This window comes from Kitasatospora sp. NPDC040550, assembly GCF_055594965.1.
This window is the reverse complement of sequence record NZ_JBVIWC010000050.1, coordinates 1-17,583: the sequence shown is the minus strand read 5'-3', so window position 1 is coordinate 17,583 and position 17,583 is coordinate 1. Positions and strand designations below refer to the sequence as shown.

Genomic DNA, 17,583 nt, shown 5'->3' with positions numbered 1-17,583 from the left:
GCCGGGGCGCCCGAAGGGGCAGGGGTGCGCCGGGGGCAGGGGTGCGCCGGAGGAAGCAGTGCGCCGGCAGCACGAGTTCACCAGAGGGAGTGGCGGATCCGCACACGGCCCAGCCCCGTCGCCCCGGAGATCCGGATGACCGGTCCGCCCGGGCGGACGGCCCGGCGGGCGCGGTAGCGCGGCTGCTTGAGGCCGGCGTGGAGGGCGGCGAGGTCGACGACCGCGTTCCGGGGCACGGTGATGCCGGCCCCGCCGGTGCCGAGCAGCAGTTGGATGTCGACCACCGGGTGCTCGATGACCGCCCGGGAGAGGTCCAGCCGCACCCGCCCGAGCGCCGAGGCCACGGTGAGCACGCGCGGGACGCGCCAGGCGCCGCGCCGCCGGATCCGGCCGCCGAGGGCATCGCCCGTGAGGGTGGCCGCGGACCGGGTGGCCGGTTGGGCGACGGGCTCCGGTAGCCCGGTCAGGGCCTCGGCGAGGCCGTCCGGCGTCGTCGTGGTGAGCGCCCGGTGCAGCCGTTCCTCCAGCTGATCGAAGCCCAACTGCCCGTCGGCGTAGGCCTCCTGGAGGCGGCGCACGGCGGTGTCGCGGTCGGCCTCGCTGATCGGTGTCGGACCGTCCGTGCCGGTCGCCATCACTTCACCCCTCGACTGAGTACGTTGTACGCGGTCATGGGGGCCACGCTAGATTACCGGGTACCGTGTACGCAAGAAGAAGGGTCGACGGTGGCCGACGCCGAGTACGTGAACATCTGGATGCGGCCCGAGCGCCCCGCCCGCGGGCCCAAACCCGCCTACAGCCGGGCGCAGATCACCGAAGCCGCCGTCCGGATCGCCGACGCCGAGGGCCTGGAGGCCGCCACCATGCGCCGGATCGCCGCCGAGATCGGCGCCGGCACGATGTCGCTCTACCGGTACGTCCCCGGCCGCGACGAGCTGATCCAGCTGATGGCCGACCGGCTGATGGGGGAGATCGACGTCGAGGGCATGCCCTCCGGCGACTGGCGGGCCGACCTCACCCGCTACGCCCACGGCCTGCGCGCCATGTGGCTGCGGCACCCCTGGATCGCCACCGTGCACCGCGCGCTGCCCGGCTTCGGCCCCCGGCAACTGCGCCTGATCGAAGGGGTGATGGGTGTGCTGGACGCCCACCTGCCGATCGACGAGAACCTCGGCCTGATGGCCGTCCTCAACGGCTACGTCGAGGGCGCCGCCCGCGACGAGGTCAGCTGGATCGAGGAGGTCCGGCGCAGCGGCGTCAGCGAGCAGGAGTGGCAGGCGCGCAACTACCCGTACGTCCGACACCTGCTGGAGAGCGGGGAGTACCCGATCTTCGGCCGGATCGCCCTGGAGGCGCGCGGGCCCCGGCTCGGCCGGGACGAGCAGTTCCGGATCGGGCTGGAGCGGGTCCTCGACTGCATCGGCGCGGCGCTCCCGCCGGAGGCGCGGTCGTAGCGCCGGAACGTCGACCGGAGGCGGAACGGCGCGGGACGGTCGCCGCCGCCCGGGGCGGTCACAGCCGGCGGGTGCGCAGCACGCCGGTCAGCATCGGCAGGGTGAAGCCGCCGTCCGCGGTCTCCGGTCGGCTCGCCAGGAACGCGCGGATCCGGGCGAGCGCGGCCTCCCGCCGGTCGTCCGGCATGACCAGCATCCCCGCGCGGGTGGCCAGGGTCGACACCAGCGAATCGGCGGTGCGCGGCTGCCCGTGCGCGAAGAGCTCCTGCCGCGCCTCGCCGAAGCGGACGGCTCCGCCGCTCCTCGGCAGATGGGCGCCGGCCGTCTCGGCCCGCCAGGCGGCGGGCGTGTCACGCGGCCCGACCGCCGCGGCCCCGCTCACCCGGGCCAGCTCGGCGACCCACTCGACCCGGTCGTCCAGGAGGTTCCAGAGGCCCGCCAGGATGCCGCCGGACCGCAGCACCCGGGCGATCTCCGGGCCCGCGACCGCCATGTCGAACCAGTGCATCGCGTTCCCGGCCAGCACCACGTCCACCGAGGCGTCCGGCAGCGGAACCGACTCCGCGCTCCCCGAGAGCGCCCGGACGGTCGGCAGCGAGCGGCGCAGCTCGGTCAGCATCGCCGGATCCGGCTCGACCGCGATGACCTCGGCCCCCAGGTCGAGCAGGGTGGCGGTCAACTTGCCGGTCCCGGCGCCGAGATCGAGCACCCGCGGCCCGGGCGCGGCGTCGAGCGCCCAACGCACGGCGGCGTGCGCGTAGTCCGGGCGGTGCTCGGCGTAGGCCGCCGCCGCGGTGCCGAAGGACGAGGCGTGGAGCTGGTGCTGGTCGTGATCCATCCGGCCACGCTATCGGCGCCCGGGCCCGTCGGCCGGTTTTCTCATCAGTTCCTCAACTTCCGTCCGCGCCCGGACCGGCTGTGCGGCGGTGCGCCGGTGTGCCGGTGCGGACGGTCCGGGAGCGGGCGCGGCGTCCGGTCGAGGGCCGGTTCGGCCGATCCGGATCAGGTGCGCGGAGGCGCCGTACGGATCGCCGGTACGCGGCTCTACGCGTAGCGCTCGAAGAGCGCCGCCACGTACTCCTCCAGGCGGGCGGACAGCAGCTGCGTGGTCAGGTCGGTGCGGCCCAGTTCGCGCCAGGGCACGGCGACCTTCTCCGCGTCCGGCGCGAAGGACAGCGCGTCCAGGAGCCGCCAGTACAGGTGGTCCTCCCCGGTGGCGGTGAGCGTGCCGCCGGCCCGTTCGTAGGCGTCGGCGAAGGCCAGGCCCGTTGCCACGCCGTGCAGCAGGGCCAGTGCGGTCGAACAGTGGGCGATGTCGAGGTCGGTGGGGCCCCAGGAGGTCTCCACCCAGTCGACGACCCCGCTGACCGCCAGGTCCGCCCCCGTACCGTCGAACAGCACGTTGCCCGGGTGGAAGTCACGGTGCAGGAAGGCGCCTTGGTGCTCGGGGGCGGGGCGTCCGATCACCGTCACGGCGCGTTCCCACAGTTCCGGTCGCTCGGTGGCGGGCGGTATCTGCACGCGTTCGGGGGAGGTCCAGGCCTGCCACGCCCGGGGCCGCTGTTCCTCGTCGACCTCGATGGTGTGCACGGCGGCCAACTGCTGGGCCAGCAGCTCCACCCGGCGTGCCACGTCCCCGTCCTCCTGCACCCGCACCCCGCCGCCCAGGTGGGTCATCAGCAGCGAGGGGTGCTCGCCGTGCTCTCCCCGCGCGTCCACCGCGCGCAGCCGCGCGGCCGGGATGTCGCGGGTGGCCAGCAGGCGCAGCACGTCGGCCTCGCGCTCCAGCATGCCCGGGGCGTGGCGGACGTAGAACGGCTTGACGAAGGAGCGCAGCACCAGCGAGTAACCCCCGGTTCCGGTAACGCGGTTGTCACCGGTCCCGCCGCTGTGGCCGTGGTCGGCGCCGTCGTCGCCGTGGTCGGAGTCGATGTCCAGGCGCCGGATCTGCGAGGTCCACCCGCCCTTGAGCACCCGCACACCGACGATCCGCTCACCGGGGGCCAACGTGCCCTCCACCCACCGGCGTGTTCCGGCCCACCCCTGGACGTCGTCCTCGATCATGGTCGACCACCCTACGCCCCGCCCCGCGCCCGTGGCAGCCCGGGCCTGTTGTCGAAGTCCCGTCCACGGGCGAGGGCGGGGCGGGGCGGGGCGTTGTGCTCAGCCGGCCGCGCGGTAGGCCGTGCCCATCCGGTTGGGCGTCGCCCGGTTGTAGAGACCGGTGCCGCCGCGGTCCGCGGAGAGGGTGAACCACGCGTAGCGTTCGACGAAGGGGAGCCCCTGGAGCATGGCGGTCGACTTCGTCACGAACGCGGCCTGCTGGTCCGGCGTCGGGTACCTCGGGGTGCCGCCGGAGAAGTCGATCAGGGCGTACTCGGTGAGCCAGATCGGCTTCCTGTAGCGGTCGTGGACGGCCTGGAGGTAGCTCCGCAGCTGCCCGGTCGCGGCATCGGCGCGGAAGTCCGAGCCGTACCAGTGCAGGGGGATGAAGTCGACCTTCTGGTGGCGCGCGGCGGCGCCCTTCATGAACTGGTCGAGCCAGCCGCCCGCGACGTCGCCGCCGCCCGCCACCGCTGGTGCCCCCAGGCGCATCCCGGTCGACTGGAGCCGGGGCCACAGGTCGAGGGCCCTGGACACGCTCAGGTCGGCCTGGCCCCGCAGGTCGGGTTCGTTGAACCCGAGCAGGGTCGTGCCCTCCTTCCTGGCCGTCGCGAGCTGCGCGTCGGTCACCGAGCCCGCGCCCCAGATCATGGGGACGAACTCGACGCCGGCCGGCGGCCTGATCTGCTGCCGGTCCGAGGCCCAGGTGTAGAACCAGCCGACCCTGGCGTCCGCCAGGGCCTGGGTGACGTCGGTGAAGTTCCAGGCGCTCACGCCCTTCTTCTTCACCGGGGCGGCGGACGCGTCGGCCGCGGTGCCGACCGTGAGGCAGGTCAGCACGGCGAGCAGGACGGTGAACAGACGTGTTCGGCGTGGCAAGGTGTTCCCCTCCTTCGAGTGGGCGGTCATGACCGGCGGTCGGGCGTCTGCCGAGATCGGGAATCTCACGCGGAGGGCCCGAAGGTGACGGTGAAGCCGCTGCAACGGCTGCACTGCTGCATCACCTTGTTGCCCGGCACCTGGTCCTGCTTGGACCACGTGTAGGCCTTGGGGCACTTCGCGCTGAGCGCGCGGCTGTAGTTGCTCGGGGTGTCACGGCTGGGGTTGGTGCACAACATCGGCTTTCCGTCCGGCCCGCGGGTCAGGTCGGCGGGCGGGCAGGAGGACAGCAGGTTCGTCGCGCAGCCCCGGGTGTCGCAGCCCCCGCCCGCCGGGATCGAGGCGTTCACCGGAGTGATCGTGACCGGCAGCGAGAACGCGTTCACGTAGCTCACGTCGTACCAGGGGGCGGCGCCGTCCTTGGCGTCGAAGTTGAACTCGGCCAGGCTGGCGGGCTGTTCGCCCGTCGTGCAGTGGTCGGCGAACGGGCCGCAGTCGCCCACCCGGCAGTGGAAGCCGCTGCCGGAGGCCCCGCCGCAGCCCTGGCGGGCGAAGAACTTCCCCCGCCAGTGGAACGGGGCGGTCGTCTCGGGGACCGTCACCGTCGCCGACTGCCCGGGCGCCAGGACCGGCAGCCGGGTGAACTGCTTCGACCCGTCGGCGTTGACGCCGCTTCCGATCCACAGCCGCTGCGACGAGTGGTTCACGAACGTCACGGTGTGGTTGACCGCCGCGGCCGCAGCCGTGCTCGGTGCGGTGGGGGCCGGCGCCGCCGCGCCCGCACCGGGCAGCACCACGGTCAGGGTGGCAGCGGCTGCCGCGACGAACAGCCTGATCAGGAACCTTCGCATGACGTCTCCGTTCCGCTCAGCAGGTCAGGTTGGTTCCGGGGGAGGTGCGGAGGATCCGGGCGAACCGCTGGTACTGGTTGACCCTGTCCTGCATCTCGGCGGTGTTCCTGCCGTTGCACTCCACGGCGCCGTTGATGCTGCGGATCGCCTGGCCGAATCCGGCGCCGGTGACGATCGCCTGGGCCGTGGCACGGCGGTCAGCAGGTCTTGTCCGGGTGGTCATGGGTGACGGCGCAGATCATCGCCTTCGCCCGGCCGTTGTTCGGGTACCTGCGCTGGAGCTCGTCCTTGAACTGCTGCCACTGGCGGCCGACGTCCTTGACGGCGAGGTCGTAGGCGCGGTCGAAGTTGTGGCCGACGGCCGAGCGCGGGGTGTCCTTGGTGTCCTTGTTCAGCACCCCGTCGTGGGTGACGCGGTTCGCGCAGTTCGACACCGTTCCGGTGTGGTCGCGGTCCGGGTAGCAGCCGCTCGCCAGGTCGTGCGGGATGTGGCCGGTGGCGTCCTTGACCCAGTCGGGCCTGCTCATGGTGCTGTAGCGGGCGATGGAGAAGAACGCGGGCAGGTCGGTCCGGCCCAGACCCGGGGGGTTCCTGACACCGACGGCTCCCGGGCCGGCCTGGTCGACCCAGTTGCTGTGGGCGTAGAAGTCCTCGATCTGGTGCCAGGCGCGGCCCAGGTCCTCCAGGACTTCGCACTTCGCCCGCCCCGGTCGGTCGTTCCAGTCACAGGCCGGTGAGATGGCGGTCTGGGCGGCGACGACGTGCCCGTTCGCGTCGACCAGCCGGTCCGCGGCGGCGACGGCCCGCTTGACGTTGTGGACGGAACTGTCGATGCAGTCGATGATCTCGGCGTCGGCCTGCTCGCGGCTGCGGGGGTAGTGGCTGTCGTACCGGGGGTCGAGGTAGTCGGCGTTGTCGCAGTGCAGCTTGCCGATGCCGAAGTACTCGCCGTGGTCGTTGGCGACGATCGCGCCCGAGTTCCCGTCCGCCATCGCGGTCAGCGAGTTCGGGTGCCATCCCCCGGCCCCCAGGGCGGCCCGGGTGATCTTCTCGTGGTTCCCCCCGCTGAAGGCCTGCGCCGGTGGCGCGGCGCCGACGGCGACGGCGACGGAACACAACAGCGCGACGCAAGCGGCGCCGGGAACGCGCAGGCGCTGCCGTCGGAGAATGGAGCTGGGATGCACGGGGTCTCCAGGTGTGCGATGGACGTCTTCGGCGGGCGCGCGTCCGAGCGCGACGTCCCGTCCGAACCGCGCGGGCCCATGGCGGAATCCGGTGACGAACCGTCACGGACAGTGTGGCTCGTGCGTACGCTAGCCGTTCGCACCCACCCCGCGAAAGGCCGCCCCCCGCCCGCTGTGGACGGTGCCCGGCACAGGACCACGTCGACGACCGGACCGCCGATGGGGCGGAGCCGGGTACGTGCCGCCGTGACCGCAACAGGCGTCAGGGGCCCGGTGGGTGGGGGGTGCTGTGGGCCTCGGCGTCGGCGGCGGCGACCACGGCGGAGAGGAGGCCCGGAAAGCGCTGTTCGAGTTCCTCGGTGCGGAGGGTGTTCATCTTCGTGGTGCCGACGTAGTACTGCCGTACCACTCCGGCCGCGCGCAGCACGGAGAAGTGGTGGCTGGAGGTGGAGCGCCCGATCGGCAGGTCGAAGGAGCCGCAGCTCAGGTCAGCGCCCGAGTGGGCCAGGGTGCGCACCACTTTGCGCCTCGCCGGGTCGGCGAGCGCCTCCAACACCTGCTGGACGTTGACGTCCTCCACACCGGGGTGCACGATCACTCGCGCCGTCACGCGTGCCCGTCCCACACCCACCACCCCTTCCCACGTCTGGCCCCCGTTCCGAGTCGAACCCCCGTCAATCGCCGCGCTCCGAGCGCGACTTCATGCCCGACGCTACTACGGGAAGGCACCCGGCCACGCCCGCTGCAACAGCTCTGCAACACGAACCGCGCACCGACGGCCCGAACGGGTGGCGTCCCGGCCGTCCCCATGCGTGGCCAGCCCGTTTCCCTCAGGCGAGTTGGGCGGCCAGGCCCGTGGTCAGCAGCGTGAGTCCGGCGGTGAACGTGGCGTCAGGGCCGGGGTGTTCGGCCTGCCACTGCAGGAGGAGCGGGTAGTGCGTCGGGTCCGGTCCGGCGGTTCCGCGGGTAGGGGCGTGCTCCCGTTGCTCCTGGAGGACGAATCCGATCACGTAGCTGGTCACCGCGTGCCCCAGCACGGCGGCTTGGGCCGGTGTGAGCCCCTGTGCGCTCATCAGGACCAGGCCGCCTTCGACGGACCTGAGCGTGGCCGGTCCGGGGACGAGGTGCCCCGACACCAGCCGTGCGCCGTCGCGGCGTGCCAGCAGTGCCCGGCGCAGTCGATGCGCGAACGCTTCCGTGTGCTCCGCCCAACTGCCCGCCTTCGCCGCCGTTTCCGCCTCCGTCCCGGCTCCCCCGTCCGTCCCCGGGGTGGTGAAGGCCGGGGCCGCGACGGTGGCCGCCATGGCCGCCAGGAGCTCCTGCTTGCTGCGGACGTGCCAGTACAGCGCCCCGGGGGCCACGCCCAGGCGTTCGGTCAGTGCCCGGGTGGTCAGCCGCTCGAGCCCGACTTCGTCCAGCAGATCCAGTGCGGCGGTGATGACGTCATTACGGTGCAGCGCCATGGCTTCGGCGGGCTCCTTCCGGTGGGAGAGGTTTGGGGCAGCGGGACTTGAGCTTAGAAGCCGTTGTCCTTCCGATGGTGACGGGTGCGTCTCCGCCGGTCAGGCATAGTGCCGGCGCCTCGGTGGCAGAGACCGGGGTGTCGCCTCTTCGGTGGAGGTGCCGGATGCCGTCGATGAAGGGGCTGCTGGAGGAGCGCGATCCGCAGCACCTCGCGGGCGAGGTCGACCAGGCGTCCGGTGCAGCCGCCGTCGGCCCACAGCAGCGTGATGCGCCAATGCCGCTCACGCAGCCGCTCCAGCAGTGTCTGGCCGGCCTCGCGGTCGGTCACGGATGCGGCGGTGACCATCACGGCCAGCAGCAGGCCGAGGGGGTTCACGACTCTGTGCCGCGTGCGGCCGTTCACCTTCTCCCCGCCGTCGACCCCCCCGGCCGGCGGCCGGCGCCGACGTGGCCCCCTTCACCGACCGGGAGTCGACGTTCCCGGCCGTCGGCTCCGGATCACGGCCCGCCGCGATCCGGAGCGGCACCACTCAGATCGAACTCGCAATGTCGGTAGCCGGATTGGGCCGGTGATCAGGCCGGTCTCGGCGGGACGGCCGGCGATGAGTCGGAGGCGGCAGTGGATCTTCCGCATGACCGCAGGGTGTCAGGCGGCAGCTGTTTTCCCCGTCACCATGCCAGGGAGCCGGCGCGAGTGCCATGATCGTCCGTGCGCGTCGTCGGACGGGTCTGGGCTGCTCAGGGGGGCAAGGGGATGGCGAGGACATTCAGCGACAGAGTCGGCGGATCGTGGTGGGAGAGGTTCCTCGATGTCGAGAACCCAGGGCTGGTGTTCCTCGGGGGGCTGTTCGGGGCGTTCTTCGTGGCGCTCGGGATCGGGGCGCTGTTCGGGCCGGACTACGGGCTGGGTGGGGATGCGGTTGTCTGGTGTGGGCTTGCTGCCGTTCTCGGGCTGATGGCCAGCGGGGCCGCGCTCCTCATCTCCCTCCTCCATCCGACCCGTGGGCTGCCTTCGATGGTGGTGGGTGGGCTGCTCGGGGTGGGGGTGTTCGTGCTGTTCGCCGGGCCGGAGTTGCGTGGGGCGTGGAGTGTGCCACCCGACCGGCCCTCGGGTGTCCGAGCGGTGGGGAGTTGGACGAGTGAGGGTCTCGTGGTCCGGGCGCGGCCGGACCAGGTGGTGGCGTACCGCGCCGACACCGGTGAGGTGGCCTGGCGCTGGACGCCGCCCGGCGAGGATTCCGTGTGCGCGATGAGCCGGGAGAGCGGGCACGGTGTCGGGCTGATCGGGCACGCCGGGCTCAACCAGCCGTGCGCTGCCGTGGTCGCGCTCGACCTTGCGAGCGGCACCGCCCGCTGGACGGCTTCGCTGGACGCGCCCGCCCGGAGCGGGGACTCGGCGGCGGACGGGTTGCTCGCGATCGCCGCGGACCGTGCCGTGCTCCAGGAGAACGGCGGCTGGCGCGCGGTCGACCTGGCCAACGGGGCGCCGGGTTGGCGCAGTGGTGCCGACCCGGGCTGCTCGCCGCTGCGCGTCGCGGGTGGCCCGGATGCCGTGGTGACGGTCGCGCAGTGCGGTACGGGTGCGCCGGTGTTGCGTTCCCTGGCGGCGTCGGACGGGCGGGATCGGACGCGGGTCGTGCTGCCGATGGCGAACGGGCTGAACGCGGTGGCCGTGCTCGCCACCAGCCCGCTCACGGTGTGGGCGGACGAGAAGGGCGATCGCGGCACGCACGCCGTGCTCAGCTTTGACGCGGCCGGGCGGTTGCGGTCCTCGATCCCGGTGTCCGGTACCGAGTACGACCTGGACATCACGCTGGGGACACCGTCGCTCCCCTTCCCGAAGTTCACCGCCCGCCCGTCGTACGGCGCGGTGGTAGTCGGTGATCTGCTGATCGCACCGGCCGAGAAGGCGAGCGACGTCAGCTACAGCACCAGGAAGGACCACACTGTCCAGCGCCGTGCCGTCGGCCGCCTCGCCGCCTACTCGCTCGCGGACGGCAGCGAGAAGTGGACGGTGGACCTGGACGACCAGGTGGCCGGCATCGCGGTGGACCCCGACGGCGCGGGGGTGTGGGCACTGACTCAGGCCAAGCTGACCCGGATCGACGCCGCAAGCGGACACCCGGGCACGGTGCTGCCGATCAGCGAGGTGGAGGCGGACGCCCCGGTGGACCTGTCGGTCACCGGTCACGACCGCTTCACGCTGGTGGCACCGGACGGGACCGGTGGGCAGCCGCCGGTGCTGGGTCTGCATTGAGAAGCCGCTGCCCTTCCGATTGTGACGGGTTTGTTTTCGCTGGTCAGGCGTAGTGTCGACGCCTCGGCGGCAGAGACGGGGCGTCGTGTCGTCTTTCGGTGGAGGTGCTGGATGCCGTCGGTGATGGGGCTGCTGGAGGAGTGCGAGCGTGCTTCTCGGCAGCGGGCGGAGGTCACGCAGGCCGAGCTGCGAGAGGCGGAAACCGCGTGGAAAAGGTTCGTGATTGTCCGTCAGACGGTTGCCGAAGTCCTGGCGGCACCTCGCGCGGGCGAGGAGGAACCGCCGGCAGGGCTGGCCGGTGAACGGCCTGCGCGGGTCCCCGGGGCGGTGCCCGGATCGGTGATTCCCGCCTGGAGGGAAGGGCTTCCTCCCGACTCGCCGGCGCCGGAGTGCCAGCGGCTCATGGAGGTCCGGGCGGGGAACGGGGAGGAGATGGACTGTCGGCAGCTCACGGCGGCCTCGGGGCTGGCGGTGGTCGCGGCGAAGGTGGAGGGAGTGTGGTCGGAGGTGACGCGTCCGACCGTGCGGAGCCGGCTGGCCGAGGAACGGTCGGGAATGTTCAACGCGCTCGCCGGGTGAGTCGGCGGCTCATGACCATCTGCCGACGGAAGTAGTCCTCTGACCGACCGCCACAGCCTTCCGGTCGACAGGGGGGCACTGAGCTCAGCTGATCTGCCTATGATCGACCTGAGCAATGCTCAAGTAGCTTTCAGACTGGCGGACATGGAGGCGTGACATGGGTGAGTATGTGAACGTCGGTGGACATCGCACCTGGTGCGAGATCCAGGGCGAGGGTGATCCCGTCGTCCTGCTGCACGGGGGAGGGGTGACCGCCGACAGCTGGTGGGGCCAGATCCCGGCCCTTGCCGCGCACTTCCGTGTCCTCGCCCCCGAACGCCGTGGCCATGGCCGCACCCCCGACGTCGAAGGCCCCGTCACCAGCGACCTGATGGCCGGTGACCTCATCGCCCTCCTCGAAACCCTCGGCACCGGCCCCGTCCACCTGATCGGCTGGAGCGCGGGCGCGACCGTAGCCCTGCGGACGGCGCTGCGCCGCGCCGATCTGGTGCGTTCCCTGGTCCTCATCGGCGGTGGCGTCAGCCGTGACGGTTCCACCGACGCCGACGCCGCGATCCTCGACGACACCACGGGTCTGGAAGCGATGTTCCGCCCGCAGTACGAGCCGCTGTCCCCGGACGGCCCGGCTCACTTCCCCGTGGTCTTCGCCAAGTGGCTGGCCATGTGGCGGGAGGAACCCGACATCGGCCTCGCCGCCCTGGCCGACCTGCCCATGCCCCTGCTGGTCATGCAGGGCGACGACGACGGGGTCCGCATCTGCCACAGCGCCGCCGTGGCCGGCACCGCCCCCAACGGCCAACTCGCCGTCCTGCCCGGCACCTCCCACACCGCCTCGCTGGAGAAGCCCGACCTCGTCAACCGCCTCCTGCTCGACTTCCTCACCCAGCCCGGCCCGCCCGACCGGCGCCTCCCGCTCGGCGCCCTCGCCCAGGCAGCCCGCGACCACGCCTGACCCCCGACCCCTGACCGGGCCCCGGGCTGTCGGCCCCGCGCCCGAGGCGCCGGCGCGCCGCACCCCCCCCGGGAACGGGCGGCAATTCGCTCGCGCGTGCTTCATCCGGCCGCGTACGGTCTGCGCATGACGAGGACCACACCCGCCAGACCGGTGTCCGTGGAGGCGGTGTTCCCGGAGCTGGCCCCCTACCGAGCTCGGACGACCCGGTTGCACCCCCGACCGGGTCGGCCCGGCGTGCACGACAGTCACGTCGGCGGGCCCATGCTGTGGCCGGAGGGCGAACCGTGGCCGCTCTGTCACGAGCCGCACCAGCCCGAGAGCGAGGGGTACGCACCGGAGGAGATCCGTAGCGCCCGGGCCGAAGGGGCCCGGCCGCTGAGTCGGCCATGGCCCCCCGCGGGAACTCCCGGACTGGACGGGCCGGTGCCCTTCGTGGGGTTGGCCCAGTTCTTCCGCCGTGACATCCCGGGCCTTGCCTGCGGGCCCGACGGCGCCGACCTGGTGCAGCTCTTCCGCTGCCCCTTCACCCACGGCCCGTACCTGGAACGCCGCTACCGCCTGTGGTGGCGACAGGCCGGGCGGACCGAGCACGCGGAACGCTTCCTCACCGACCCGCCGCACGTGCCCATGGTTCGATGGGAGGTCGAACTCCCCGAACCGTGCGTCCTGCACCCGGAGGAGGTGGACACCTATCCCTGGGCCGAGGACGACACACTGCCGGCCTCGCTGATCGCGCGCATCGACGCGTGGGACGACGCCCAGGTAGCGGAACACGGCCCCGACGCCCCCAGCTACCAGTACGACCTCTCGATCCCTCCTGGGTGGCGCGTTGGCGGCTTCCCCAGCTGGGCGTCGACGGGCCCGATGGCCATCGACTGCGAGTCCTGCGCGACCCCCATGCGGCTGCTGTTGACAGCAGAGGGCTACGAGATGGACGCCGGCTCGCACAGCTGGGTGCCGCTGGAGGACCGTGACCCGACGCTGAGGGGGAAGGCATCGATCCGGGGTGGCCGATCCGTTGTCCAACCCACCCGGCTCCGCTTCGGCCGGGACCGGGACCTGCACGTTTTCACCTGCCCGACCGACCCCGGACACCCGCCCCGATGGGTGCTCAGCTAGGCGTTCCCTTCCGACCGTCGGATCGCTGGTCCGGTGCGTCGTTCACCGTGAGTGGCAGGTAACCGCCCGTGCGCTGGTTTCCCGCCGCCGGAGAGATCGCGCCGGCGATTGAGCTCCGCCGGGCCGGAGCCCGTCCCGGCGGGCGGGGGGCCGGTGACCGTCGGACTCAGGAAAGCCTCGCTTCGGGGGCGAAGGCCGGCAGTTTCTCGAGACTGCTGCGCACGGCCTCGGTGCCGTACTCGAACATCTGCCGCTCGTAGTCGTCGACCGCGCTGAGCAGATCCTGGCGGCCTTCGTCGGCCTTGATCAGGCAGCGGCGCAGCAGGTCGGCATCCCGCAGCGCCGTGTTCGCGCCGTTGCCGCCGGTCGGGGAGGTGGCGTGGATCGCGTCGCCGAGGAGTGTGACCGGGCCGGACGCCCAGCGCTCACCGGGCTTGACCACCCGGATGGACAGCAGCGTGCTGTTGTCCGGGTCGGCCTGCTCGATCAGCGCGCGCAGCTGGGGGTGCCAACCGTCCATCCTGGACAGCACGGCGTCCTGAGCGGTCAGGTCCGCCGGTGAACCGTTCGGCGGCAGGATCATGGCCCAGCGCACGTAGTCGCCGATGTCGGGCAGCGTGACTTCGGGGGCCAGTCGCTCGGCGGCCTGCTTCGGCGGGGTACGGAAGCGCATGGCGCCGAGCAGCAGGCTGACGCCGTCGCCCGCGATCTTCGAGCCGTAGGCCTTGGTCAGGTCGGCGAACTCGTCGGTCAGCGGGGTGCGGCCGATCACGAACCGGACGCCGGTGTCGGTGGGGGAGGTCTGCGGCGACAACACCCTGCGGACCGCGGAGGTGACGCCGTCCGCGCCGACGAGCAGGTCGGCGGTGGCCGGGTCGCGGCGGGCGAAGCGGGCTCGGACCTTGCCGTCGGCCAGCACGTCGTAGCCGGTCAGCGCGGCATCGGTGTGCACGGTGAGGCCCGTCAGCAGCAGCTGTCGCAGCACCTGCCGGTCGACCACGATGCCGGTCCGGCCCGCGCCGAGCCTGCCGATCTCGTTCAGCTGCGGGTCCAGGATCAGCTGCTCGGCGGAGGCGGCCATGACGATCTCGTCCAGGAGCGGGTGCCAGCGCGTCGGCAGGCAGTCGCGCACCGCCTGGAACCCGACCGGGTTCATCACGAGCCGGTAACCCTGGAACCGGGCGGCGATCCCCGGGTCGCGCTCGAACACGTCGGCCTCGATCTCGGCACCGCGCAGACCCTGCGCGAGGGCCAGCCCTCCCAGGCCGGCTCCGACGACGGAGACTCGCATCACACACCTCCATGAGGAGCGGAACGAACATTGTTCGTCCTGACGATCTAAGTTCTACGAAACGAACATAGATCGTGTCAAGGTAGAGTGGACGACATGTCCGCCGATCCCCGCCAACGCCGCGCAGCCCGCCACGCCCAACCCGCAGCGGAGGCCGCCGCCGCGGCACCACGCAAGAAGCCGATCACCGTCGAACGGATCACCGACGCCGCCCTGGAAGTCGTCGCCACCGAGGGGTACGACGCGCTGACCATCCGCCGGGTCGCCGCCGTGCTCGGTACCGGTCCGTCGTCGCTGTACGCGCACATCGTCAACAAGGACGACATCGACGATCTGCTGATCGGCCGGCTCCACTCCGAGGTCGTCCTCCCCGCACCGGCCCCGGCCATCTGGCGCGAGCAACTGCTCGGGGTGTACACGCAGATCCGCGACCTGTACCTGAAATACCCTGGGGTCTCGCGCGCTGCGCTGGCCACGGTGTCCACCAATCTGGAGACGCTGCGGGTCGGCGAAGGAATCCTGGCGATCCTGCTTGCGGGCGGCATCGAGCCGAGGACGGCCGGATGGGCCCGCGACGCGATGTCCCTCTACGTCAGCGCCTACGCGCTGGAGCAGTCGCTGGTCCAGCAACGGCGCCGGCACCCGGATCAGGAATGGGTGCTCAGTCAGGAGGAGTTGCTGGACCGCTTCACCGCACTGCCCGCCGAGCAGTTCCCGCAGACCCGGCGCCATGCCGCGGAGCTGATCTCCGGCACCGGGCACGACCGCTTCGAGTTCGCCCTCGGCCAGCTCATGAACAACCTGCGGCCCGCATCTGGTTGACCGGCGGTGGGCGGTGGGCGGTGGGCGGTGGGCGGTGGGCGGTGGGCGCGTTCGGCGTCGCTCCTGCCGGATCAGGTGGGTCGGGCCCCTGTTCGATCGCGCCCCGGGAGGTGGCTGGCGTGTAGATCGAGGCTGGGCGAGGACGGCGGCTGGGCCCCGGGCCCCGGGTGCGGGCCCGGCCCGTTCCGGGGCCCGGCCCGTTCCGGGGCCCGGCCCGTTCCGGGGCCCGGCCCGTTCCGGGGGCCGGCCCGTCCCGGGGCCCTGCGGGTCGCGGGGCCCCGGGGGTGCGGGTCAGGCGTGGTGGATGTTCTGGCCCGGGGTGAGGATCCCCGCCGGGTCGAAGCGCCGCTTGGCCCGCACGGCCTGCTCCCACAGCTTCCCGTAGTGGGCCTGCCAGTCGGTGCCGGTCATGTCGGGAATCGCGCCGATGAGGTAGCGCTTCCCGCCCAGCTGGACGGCCCGCTCGTACAGGCGCCGGTTGCGTTCCAGCATTCCCGCGGTATCGGCGCCCGGCGCGGGGAAGGCGAGCAGGTCGAAGTGCCAGCCGATGGGGGCGTCGGGGAGGACGGCCAGTGGCGTCGTCACCTTCGCCCGCGTGTACGGGTAGAACAGGAGCAGTCCCGCACCGAGGTCCGCAGCCGTCAACTGCTCGGCCGCTTCCCGCATGAACGTTCCTGCCGTGGTGGCCGGCAGGAACAGGCTCAACCAGGGCTTGGGCAGCCCCCAGAAACCGGCCGAGCGCAGGTACCCCGCGAAGGCGTCGACCCGGAACGCGTACTCGCGCCAGCCCTGTTCCACCACGGTGGTCTCGCCCGCCACCGGGTTCAGGCCCGCCAGCAGCGCCTTGCGGTCCACCGGCCGGCTCGCCGACCCGTGCGCTACCAGCTCGGCGGTGTAGCGCCAGCGGTGTCCGTCCGTGCTGCAGACCACGTTGCCGACCTGGAGGTCGAAGCGCCCGTCAGCGAGCACTTTCTGCTGGTCGGCCAGGTAGGTGTCCAGGTCGTCGTAGGCGAGGGTGAAGACGGTGGAGCGCTCCGGGGCGGGCACCAGCGCCAGTGTCGCCCGCACGATGATCCCCGCCTGCCCGCCGCCGGCGAGCACCGCCTCGAAGAGTTCCCGGTTGCGCCCGCGCGAGGCGGTCACCAGCTCGCCGGTGCCGGTCACCACCTGGAGCTCGCGCACCGTGTCCGTTTGCAGGCCGTGGTGCTGCACCGCCCCGCCGATGCCGCCCACGCTCAGCGTCCCGCCCACCGACAGGTGCAGGTAGTCGGTCAGCACCGGCGGAACCCAGCCCTTGGCCAGGCCCGCATCGACGAGTTGTGCCCAGGTGGCGCCGGTCTCGACGACGGCCTCGCCGGGCTGTATCGAGACGATCCGGTTCAGGCCACGGGCGTCGATCGCGATGCCGCCGCGGGGGTTGGCCTGGCCGTAGTTGGAGTGCGACTCCAGGGCGGCGCTTCCGACCGCGGCCGCGTCGCCGCTCTGCCCGTTGACGGCCACCGGGACACGATGGCGCCGAGCGAAGGCGACCACCTTCTGCACGTCGCGCACCGAGCCGGGGCGCAGGACCGCGCGGGGCGCGCGGGTGACCAGGTGGCCGAAGTCGGTGGAGAAGCGCTCCAAGACCTCGCTCTGCAGCGTCACTGCCCCTTCCAGGGAGGGCAGTTCGGCGACGTCGGCGCCAGGGGCGGCGGCCCAGGCGCGGGCGGTGGTGTTCCACCCGACGACGACGGCGGCGCCGGCACTGGCACCGGCGATCAGGGCGCGGCGGGACAGGCCTGACCTGCTCATCTCAGGGTTCTCCGATCAGTCGTCAAATAGGGATTGTTGTACCGCAACCATCCCGCGACCACCTATCCGGCCCGCCGGGCCACCAGGCCGCCTGCCCGCCGACGCACCTCGGCCCCTCCTTGGTTTCCTGGGGGGTGTGTGGGGGTTTGGGTGGTCTGTGGTTGGTGGGCGGGTGATCCGGGACTGGTACTCCCTGGCTTCTGTCTCTGCTGCTGGTCATGCTGGGTTTTATGGTTGATCGTGGTGGTCTTGCGGATTTCCTTACGCGTGCTCGTGCTCGTGTTTCCCCTGCTGATGTGGGTTTGCCGCCCGGGGCCAGGCGCCGCACCCCTGGGCTGCGTCGGGAGGAGGTGGCGGGGTTGGGTGGTTTGTCGGTGGATTATTACGCGCGGTTGGAGCAGGGGCGTGGTCCGCAGCCGTCGGTGCAGTTGTTGGTGGCGTTGGGGCGGGCGTTGCGGTTGAGTGAGGACGAGCGTGATCATCTGTTCCGTCTGGCTGGTCATGAGCCGCCGCGTCGGTGGGGGGTGTTGGCGCATGTGCGTCCTGGGTTGTTGTTGATCCTGGATCGTCTGTGTGATGTGCCGGCGCAGGTGGTGTCGGATGTGGGGGATGTGTTGGCGCAGAACGCGATGGCGGGCGCGGTGTTCGGGGATGTGGGTGGGTCGGGGCGGCGCAATCTGTTGTTGCGTTGGTTCGCGGAGCCGGCGAGTCGGGTGTTGTTTCCGGTGGAGGATCACGCGGGGTTGGCGCGGGCGCATGTGGCGTCGTTGCGGGCGGCGTGTGCGGCGCGTCCGGGGGATCGGCGGGTGGGTGAGTTGCTGGCCGAGCTTGTGG

Annotated in this window: 17 protein-coding genes and 2 pseudogenes; 7 read left to right on the top strand and 12 right to left on the bottom strand. The window is 72.1% G+C overall.

Going from position 1 to position 17,583, the window contains the following annotated elements:
- Positions 1 to 77 precede the first annotated feature (77 nt).
- The gene (locus ACZ58X_RS39450; protein WP_470338385.1) at positions 78 to 635 is read right to left on the bottom strand and encodes a DUF1707 SHOCT-like domain-containing protein; all 558 of its coding nucleotides are present in this window, start codon (positions 633 to 635) and stop codon (positions 78 to 80) included.
- Positions 636 to 725: 90 nt separating this feature from the next.
- On the opposite strand from ACZ58X_RS39450, the gene ACZ58X_RS39445 reads away from it, so the two are divergent.
- Positions 726 to 1,454 carry a TetR/AcrR family transcriptional regulator gene (locus ACZ58X_RS39445; protein WP_470338384.1) on the top strand — a complete coding sequence of 243 codons (729 nt, stop codon included), beginning with the start codon at positions 726 to 728 and terminating at the stop codon, positions 1,452 to 1,454.
- 58 nt (positions 1,455 to 1,512) lie between these two features.
- On the opposite strand, the gene ACZ58X_RS39440 is transcribed toward ACZ58X_RS39445, so the two are convergent.
- The 9 genes and pseudogenes from ACZ58X_RS39440 to ACZ58X_RS39400 form a co-directional block, all read right to left on the bottom strand.
- Entirely contained in the window at positions 1,513 to 2,292 is a 780-nt protein-coding gene (locus tag ACZ58X_RS39440) for a class I SAM-dependent methyltransferase (protein WP_470338383.1), read from the bottom strand.
- A gap of 206 nt (positions 2,293 to 2,498) precedes the next feature.
- Complete coding sequence (locus ACZ58X_RS39435) at positions 2,499 to 3,518, bottom strand: phosphotransferase family protein (RefSeq protein WP_470338382.1); 1,020 nt, start codon at positions 3,516 to 3,518, stop codon at positions 2,499 to 2,501.
- A 99-nt stretch (positions 3,519 to 3,617) separates the two neighbouring features.
- Positions 3,618 to 4,436, bottom strand: coding sequence for a glycoside hydrolase family protein (locus ACZ58X_RS39430; protein ID WP_470338381.1), 819 nt, complete (start codon positions 4,434 to 4,436; stop codon positions 3,618 to 3,620).
- A gap of 65 nt (positions 4,437 to 4,501) precedes the next feature.
- The gene (locus ACZ58X_RS39425) at positions 4,502 to 5,287 is read right to left on the bottom strand and encodes a thaumatin family protein (protein WP_470338380.1); all 786 of its coding nucleotides are present in this window, start codon (positions 5,285 to 5,287) and stop codon (positions 4,502 to 4,504) included.
- 16 nt (positions 5,288 to 5,303) lie between these two features.
- Positions 5,304 to 5,465, bottom strand: a pseudogene (locus ACZ58X_RS39420) (glycoside hydrolase family 19 protein); the annotation flags it as partial.
- A gap of 19 nt (positions 5,466 to 5,484) precedes the next feature.
- Entirely contained in the window at positions 5,485 to 6,405 is a 921-nt protein-coding gene (locus ACZ58X_RS39415; protein ID WP_470338379.1) for a hypothetical protein, read from the bottom strand.
- 328 nt (positions 6,406 to 6,733) lie between these two features.
- A complete protein-coding gene (locus tag ACZ58X_RS39410; RefSeq protein ID WP_470338378.1) occupies positions 6,734 to 7,081 on the bottom strand; it encodes an ArsR/SmtB family transcription factor in 348 nt (115 codons plus the stop codon).
- 220 nt (positions 7,082 to 7,301) lie between these two features.
- Complete coding sequence (locus ACZ58X_RS39405) at positions 7,302 to 7,934, bottom strand: TetR/AcrR family transcriptional regulator C-terminal domain-containing protein (protein WP_470338377.1); 633 nt, start codon at positions 7,932 to 7,934, stop codon at positions 7,302 to 7,304.
- Between the two features lie 53 nt (positions 7,935 to 7,987).
- Positions 7,988 to 8,347, bottom strand: a pseudogene (locus ACZ58X_RS39400) (transposase); the annotation flags it as partial.
- Between the two features lie 297 nt (positions 8,348 to 8,644).
- Here ACZ58X_RS39400 and ACZ58X_RS39395 point away from each other — a divergent pair.
- From ACZ58X_RS39395 to ACZ58X_RS39380, 4 genes are all read left to right on the top strand, one after another.
- Entirely contained in the window at positions 8,645 to 10,192 is a 1,548-nt protein-coding gene (locus ACZ58X_RS39395) for an outer membrane protein assembly factor BamB family protein (protein ID WP_470338376.1), read from the top strand.
- A gap of 111 nt (positions 10,193 to 10,303) precedes the next feature.
- Complete coding sequence (locus ACZ58X_RS39390) at positions 10,304 to 10,771, top strand: hypothetical protein (protein WP_470338375.1); 468 nt, start codon at positions 10,304 to 10,306, stop codon at positions 10,769 to 10,771.
- A gap of 157 nt (positions 10,772 to 10,928) precedes the next feature.
- A complete protein-coding gene (locus ACZ58X_RS39385; protein WP_470338374.1) occupies positions 10,929 to 11,723 on the top strand; it encodes an alpha/beta fold hydrolase in 795 nt (264 codons plus the stop codon).
- A 153-nt stretch (positions 11,724 to 11,876) separates the two neighbouring features.
- A complete protein-coding gene (locus ACZ58X_RS39380; protein WP_470338401.1) occupies positions 11,877 to 12,845 on the top strand; it encodes a hypothetical protein in 969 nt (322 codons plus the stop codon).
- A 166-nt stretch (positions 12,846 to 13,011) separates the two neighbouring features.
- On the opposite strand, the gene ACZ58X_RS39375 is transcribed toward ACZ58X_RS39380, so the two are convergent.
- The gene (locus tag ACZ58X_RS39375; RefSeq protein WP_470338373.1) at positions 13,012 to 14,136 is read right to left on the bottom strand and encodes an FAD-dependent oxidoreductase; all 1,125 of its coding nucleotides are present in this window, start codon (positions 14,134 to 14,136) and stop codon (positions 13,012 to 13,014) included.
- A 96-nt stretch (positions 14,137 to 14,232) separates the two neighbouring features.
- On the opposite strand from ACZ58X_RS39375, the gene ACZ58X_RS39370 reads away from it, so the two are divergent.
- Positions 14,233 to 14,958, top strand: a complete 726-nt coding sequence (locus tag ACZ58X_RS39370) for a TetR/AcrR family transcriptional regulator (RefSeq protein ID WP_470338372.1) — start codon at positions 14,233 to 14,235, stop codon at positions 14,956 to 14,958.
- Positions 14,959 to 15,249: 291 nt separating this feature from the next.
- Here ACZ58X_RS39370 and ACZ58X_RS39365 read toward each other — a convergent pair whose 3' ends face one another.
- Positions 15,250 to 16,749: an FAD-binding protein gene (locus ACZ58X_RS39365; RefSeq protein ID WP_470338371.1), complete on the bottom strand. Its 1,500-nt coding sequence runs from the start codon at positions 16,747 to 16,749 to the stop codon at positions 15,250 to 15,252.
- Between the two features lie 230 nt (positions 16,750 to 16,979).
- Here ACZ58X_RS39365 and ACZ58X_RS39360 point away from each other — a divergent pair.
- A partial coding sequence (locus ACZ58X_RS39360) for a helix-turn-helix transcriptional regulator (protein WP_470338370.1) occupies positions 16,980 to 17,583 on the top strand: 604 nt, incomplete at its 3' end.

Coding starts and splice junctions, on each gene's coding strand:
- ACZ58X_RS39365 (WP_470338371.1), bottom strand. CDS start 16,749: ATGAGCAGGTCAGGCCTGTCCCGCCGCGCCCTGATCGCCGGTGCCAGT.
- ACZ58X_RS39385 (WP_470338374.1), top strand. CDS start 10,929: ATGGGTGAGTATGTGAACGTCGGTGGACATCGCACCTGGTGCGAGATC.
- ACZ58X_RS39435 (WP_470338382.1), bottom strand. CDS start 3,518: ATGATCGAGGACGACGTCCAGGGGTGGGCCGGAACACGCCGGTGGGTG.
- ACZ58X_RS39405 (WP_470338377.1), bottom strand. CDS start 7,934: ATGGCGCTGCACCGTAATGACGTCATCACCGCCGCACTGGATCTGCTG.
- ACZ58X_RS39375 (WP_470338373.1), bottom strand. CDS start 14,136: ATGCGAGTCTCCGTCGTCGGAGCCGGCCTGGGAGGGCTGGCCCTCGCG.
- ACZ58X_RS39450 (WP_470338385.1), bottom strand. CDS start 635: ATGGCGACCGGCACGGACGGTCCGACACCGATCAGCGAGGCCGACCGC.
- ACZ58X_RS39425 (WP_470338380.1), bottom strand. CDS start 5,287: ATGCGAAGGTTCCTGATCAGGCTGTTCGTCGCGGCAGCCGCTGCCACC.
- ACZ58X_RS39390 (WP_470338375.1), top strand. CDS start 10,304: ATGCCGTCGGTGATGGGGCTGCTGGAGGAGTGCGAGCGTGCTTCTCGG.
- ACZ58X_RS39370 (WP_470338372.1), top strand. CDS start 14,233: ATGTCCGCCGATCCCCGCCAACGCCGCGCAGCCCGCCACGCCCAACCC.
- ACZ58X_RS39440 (WP_470338383.1), bottom strand. CDS start 2,292: ATGGATCACGACCAGCACCAGCTCCACGCCTCGTCCTTCGGCACCGCG.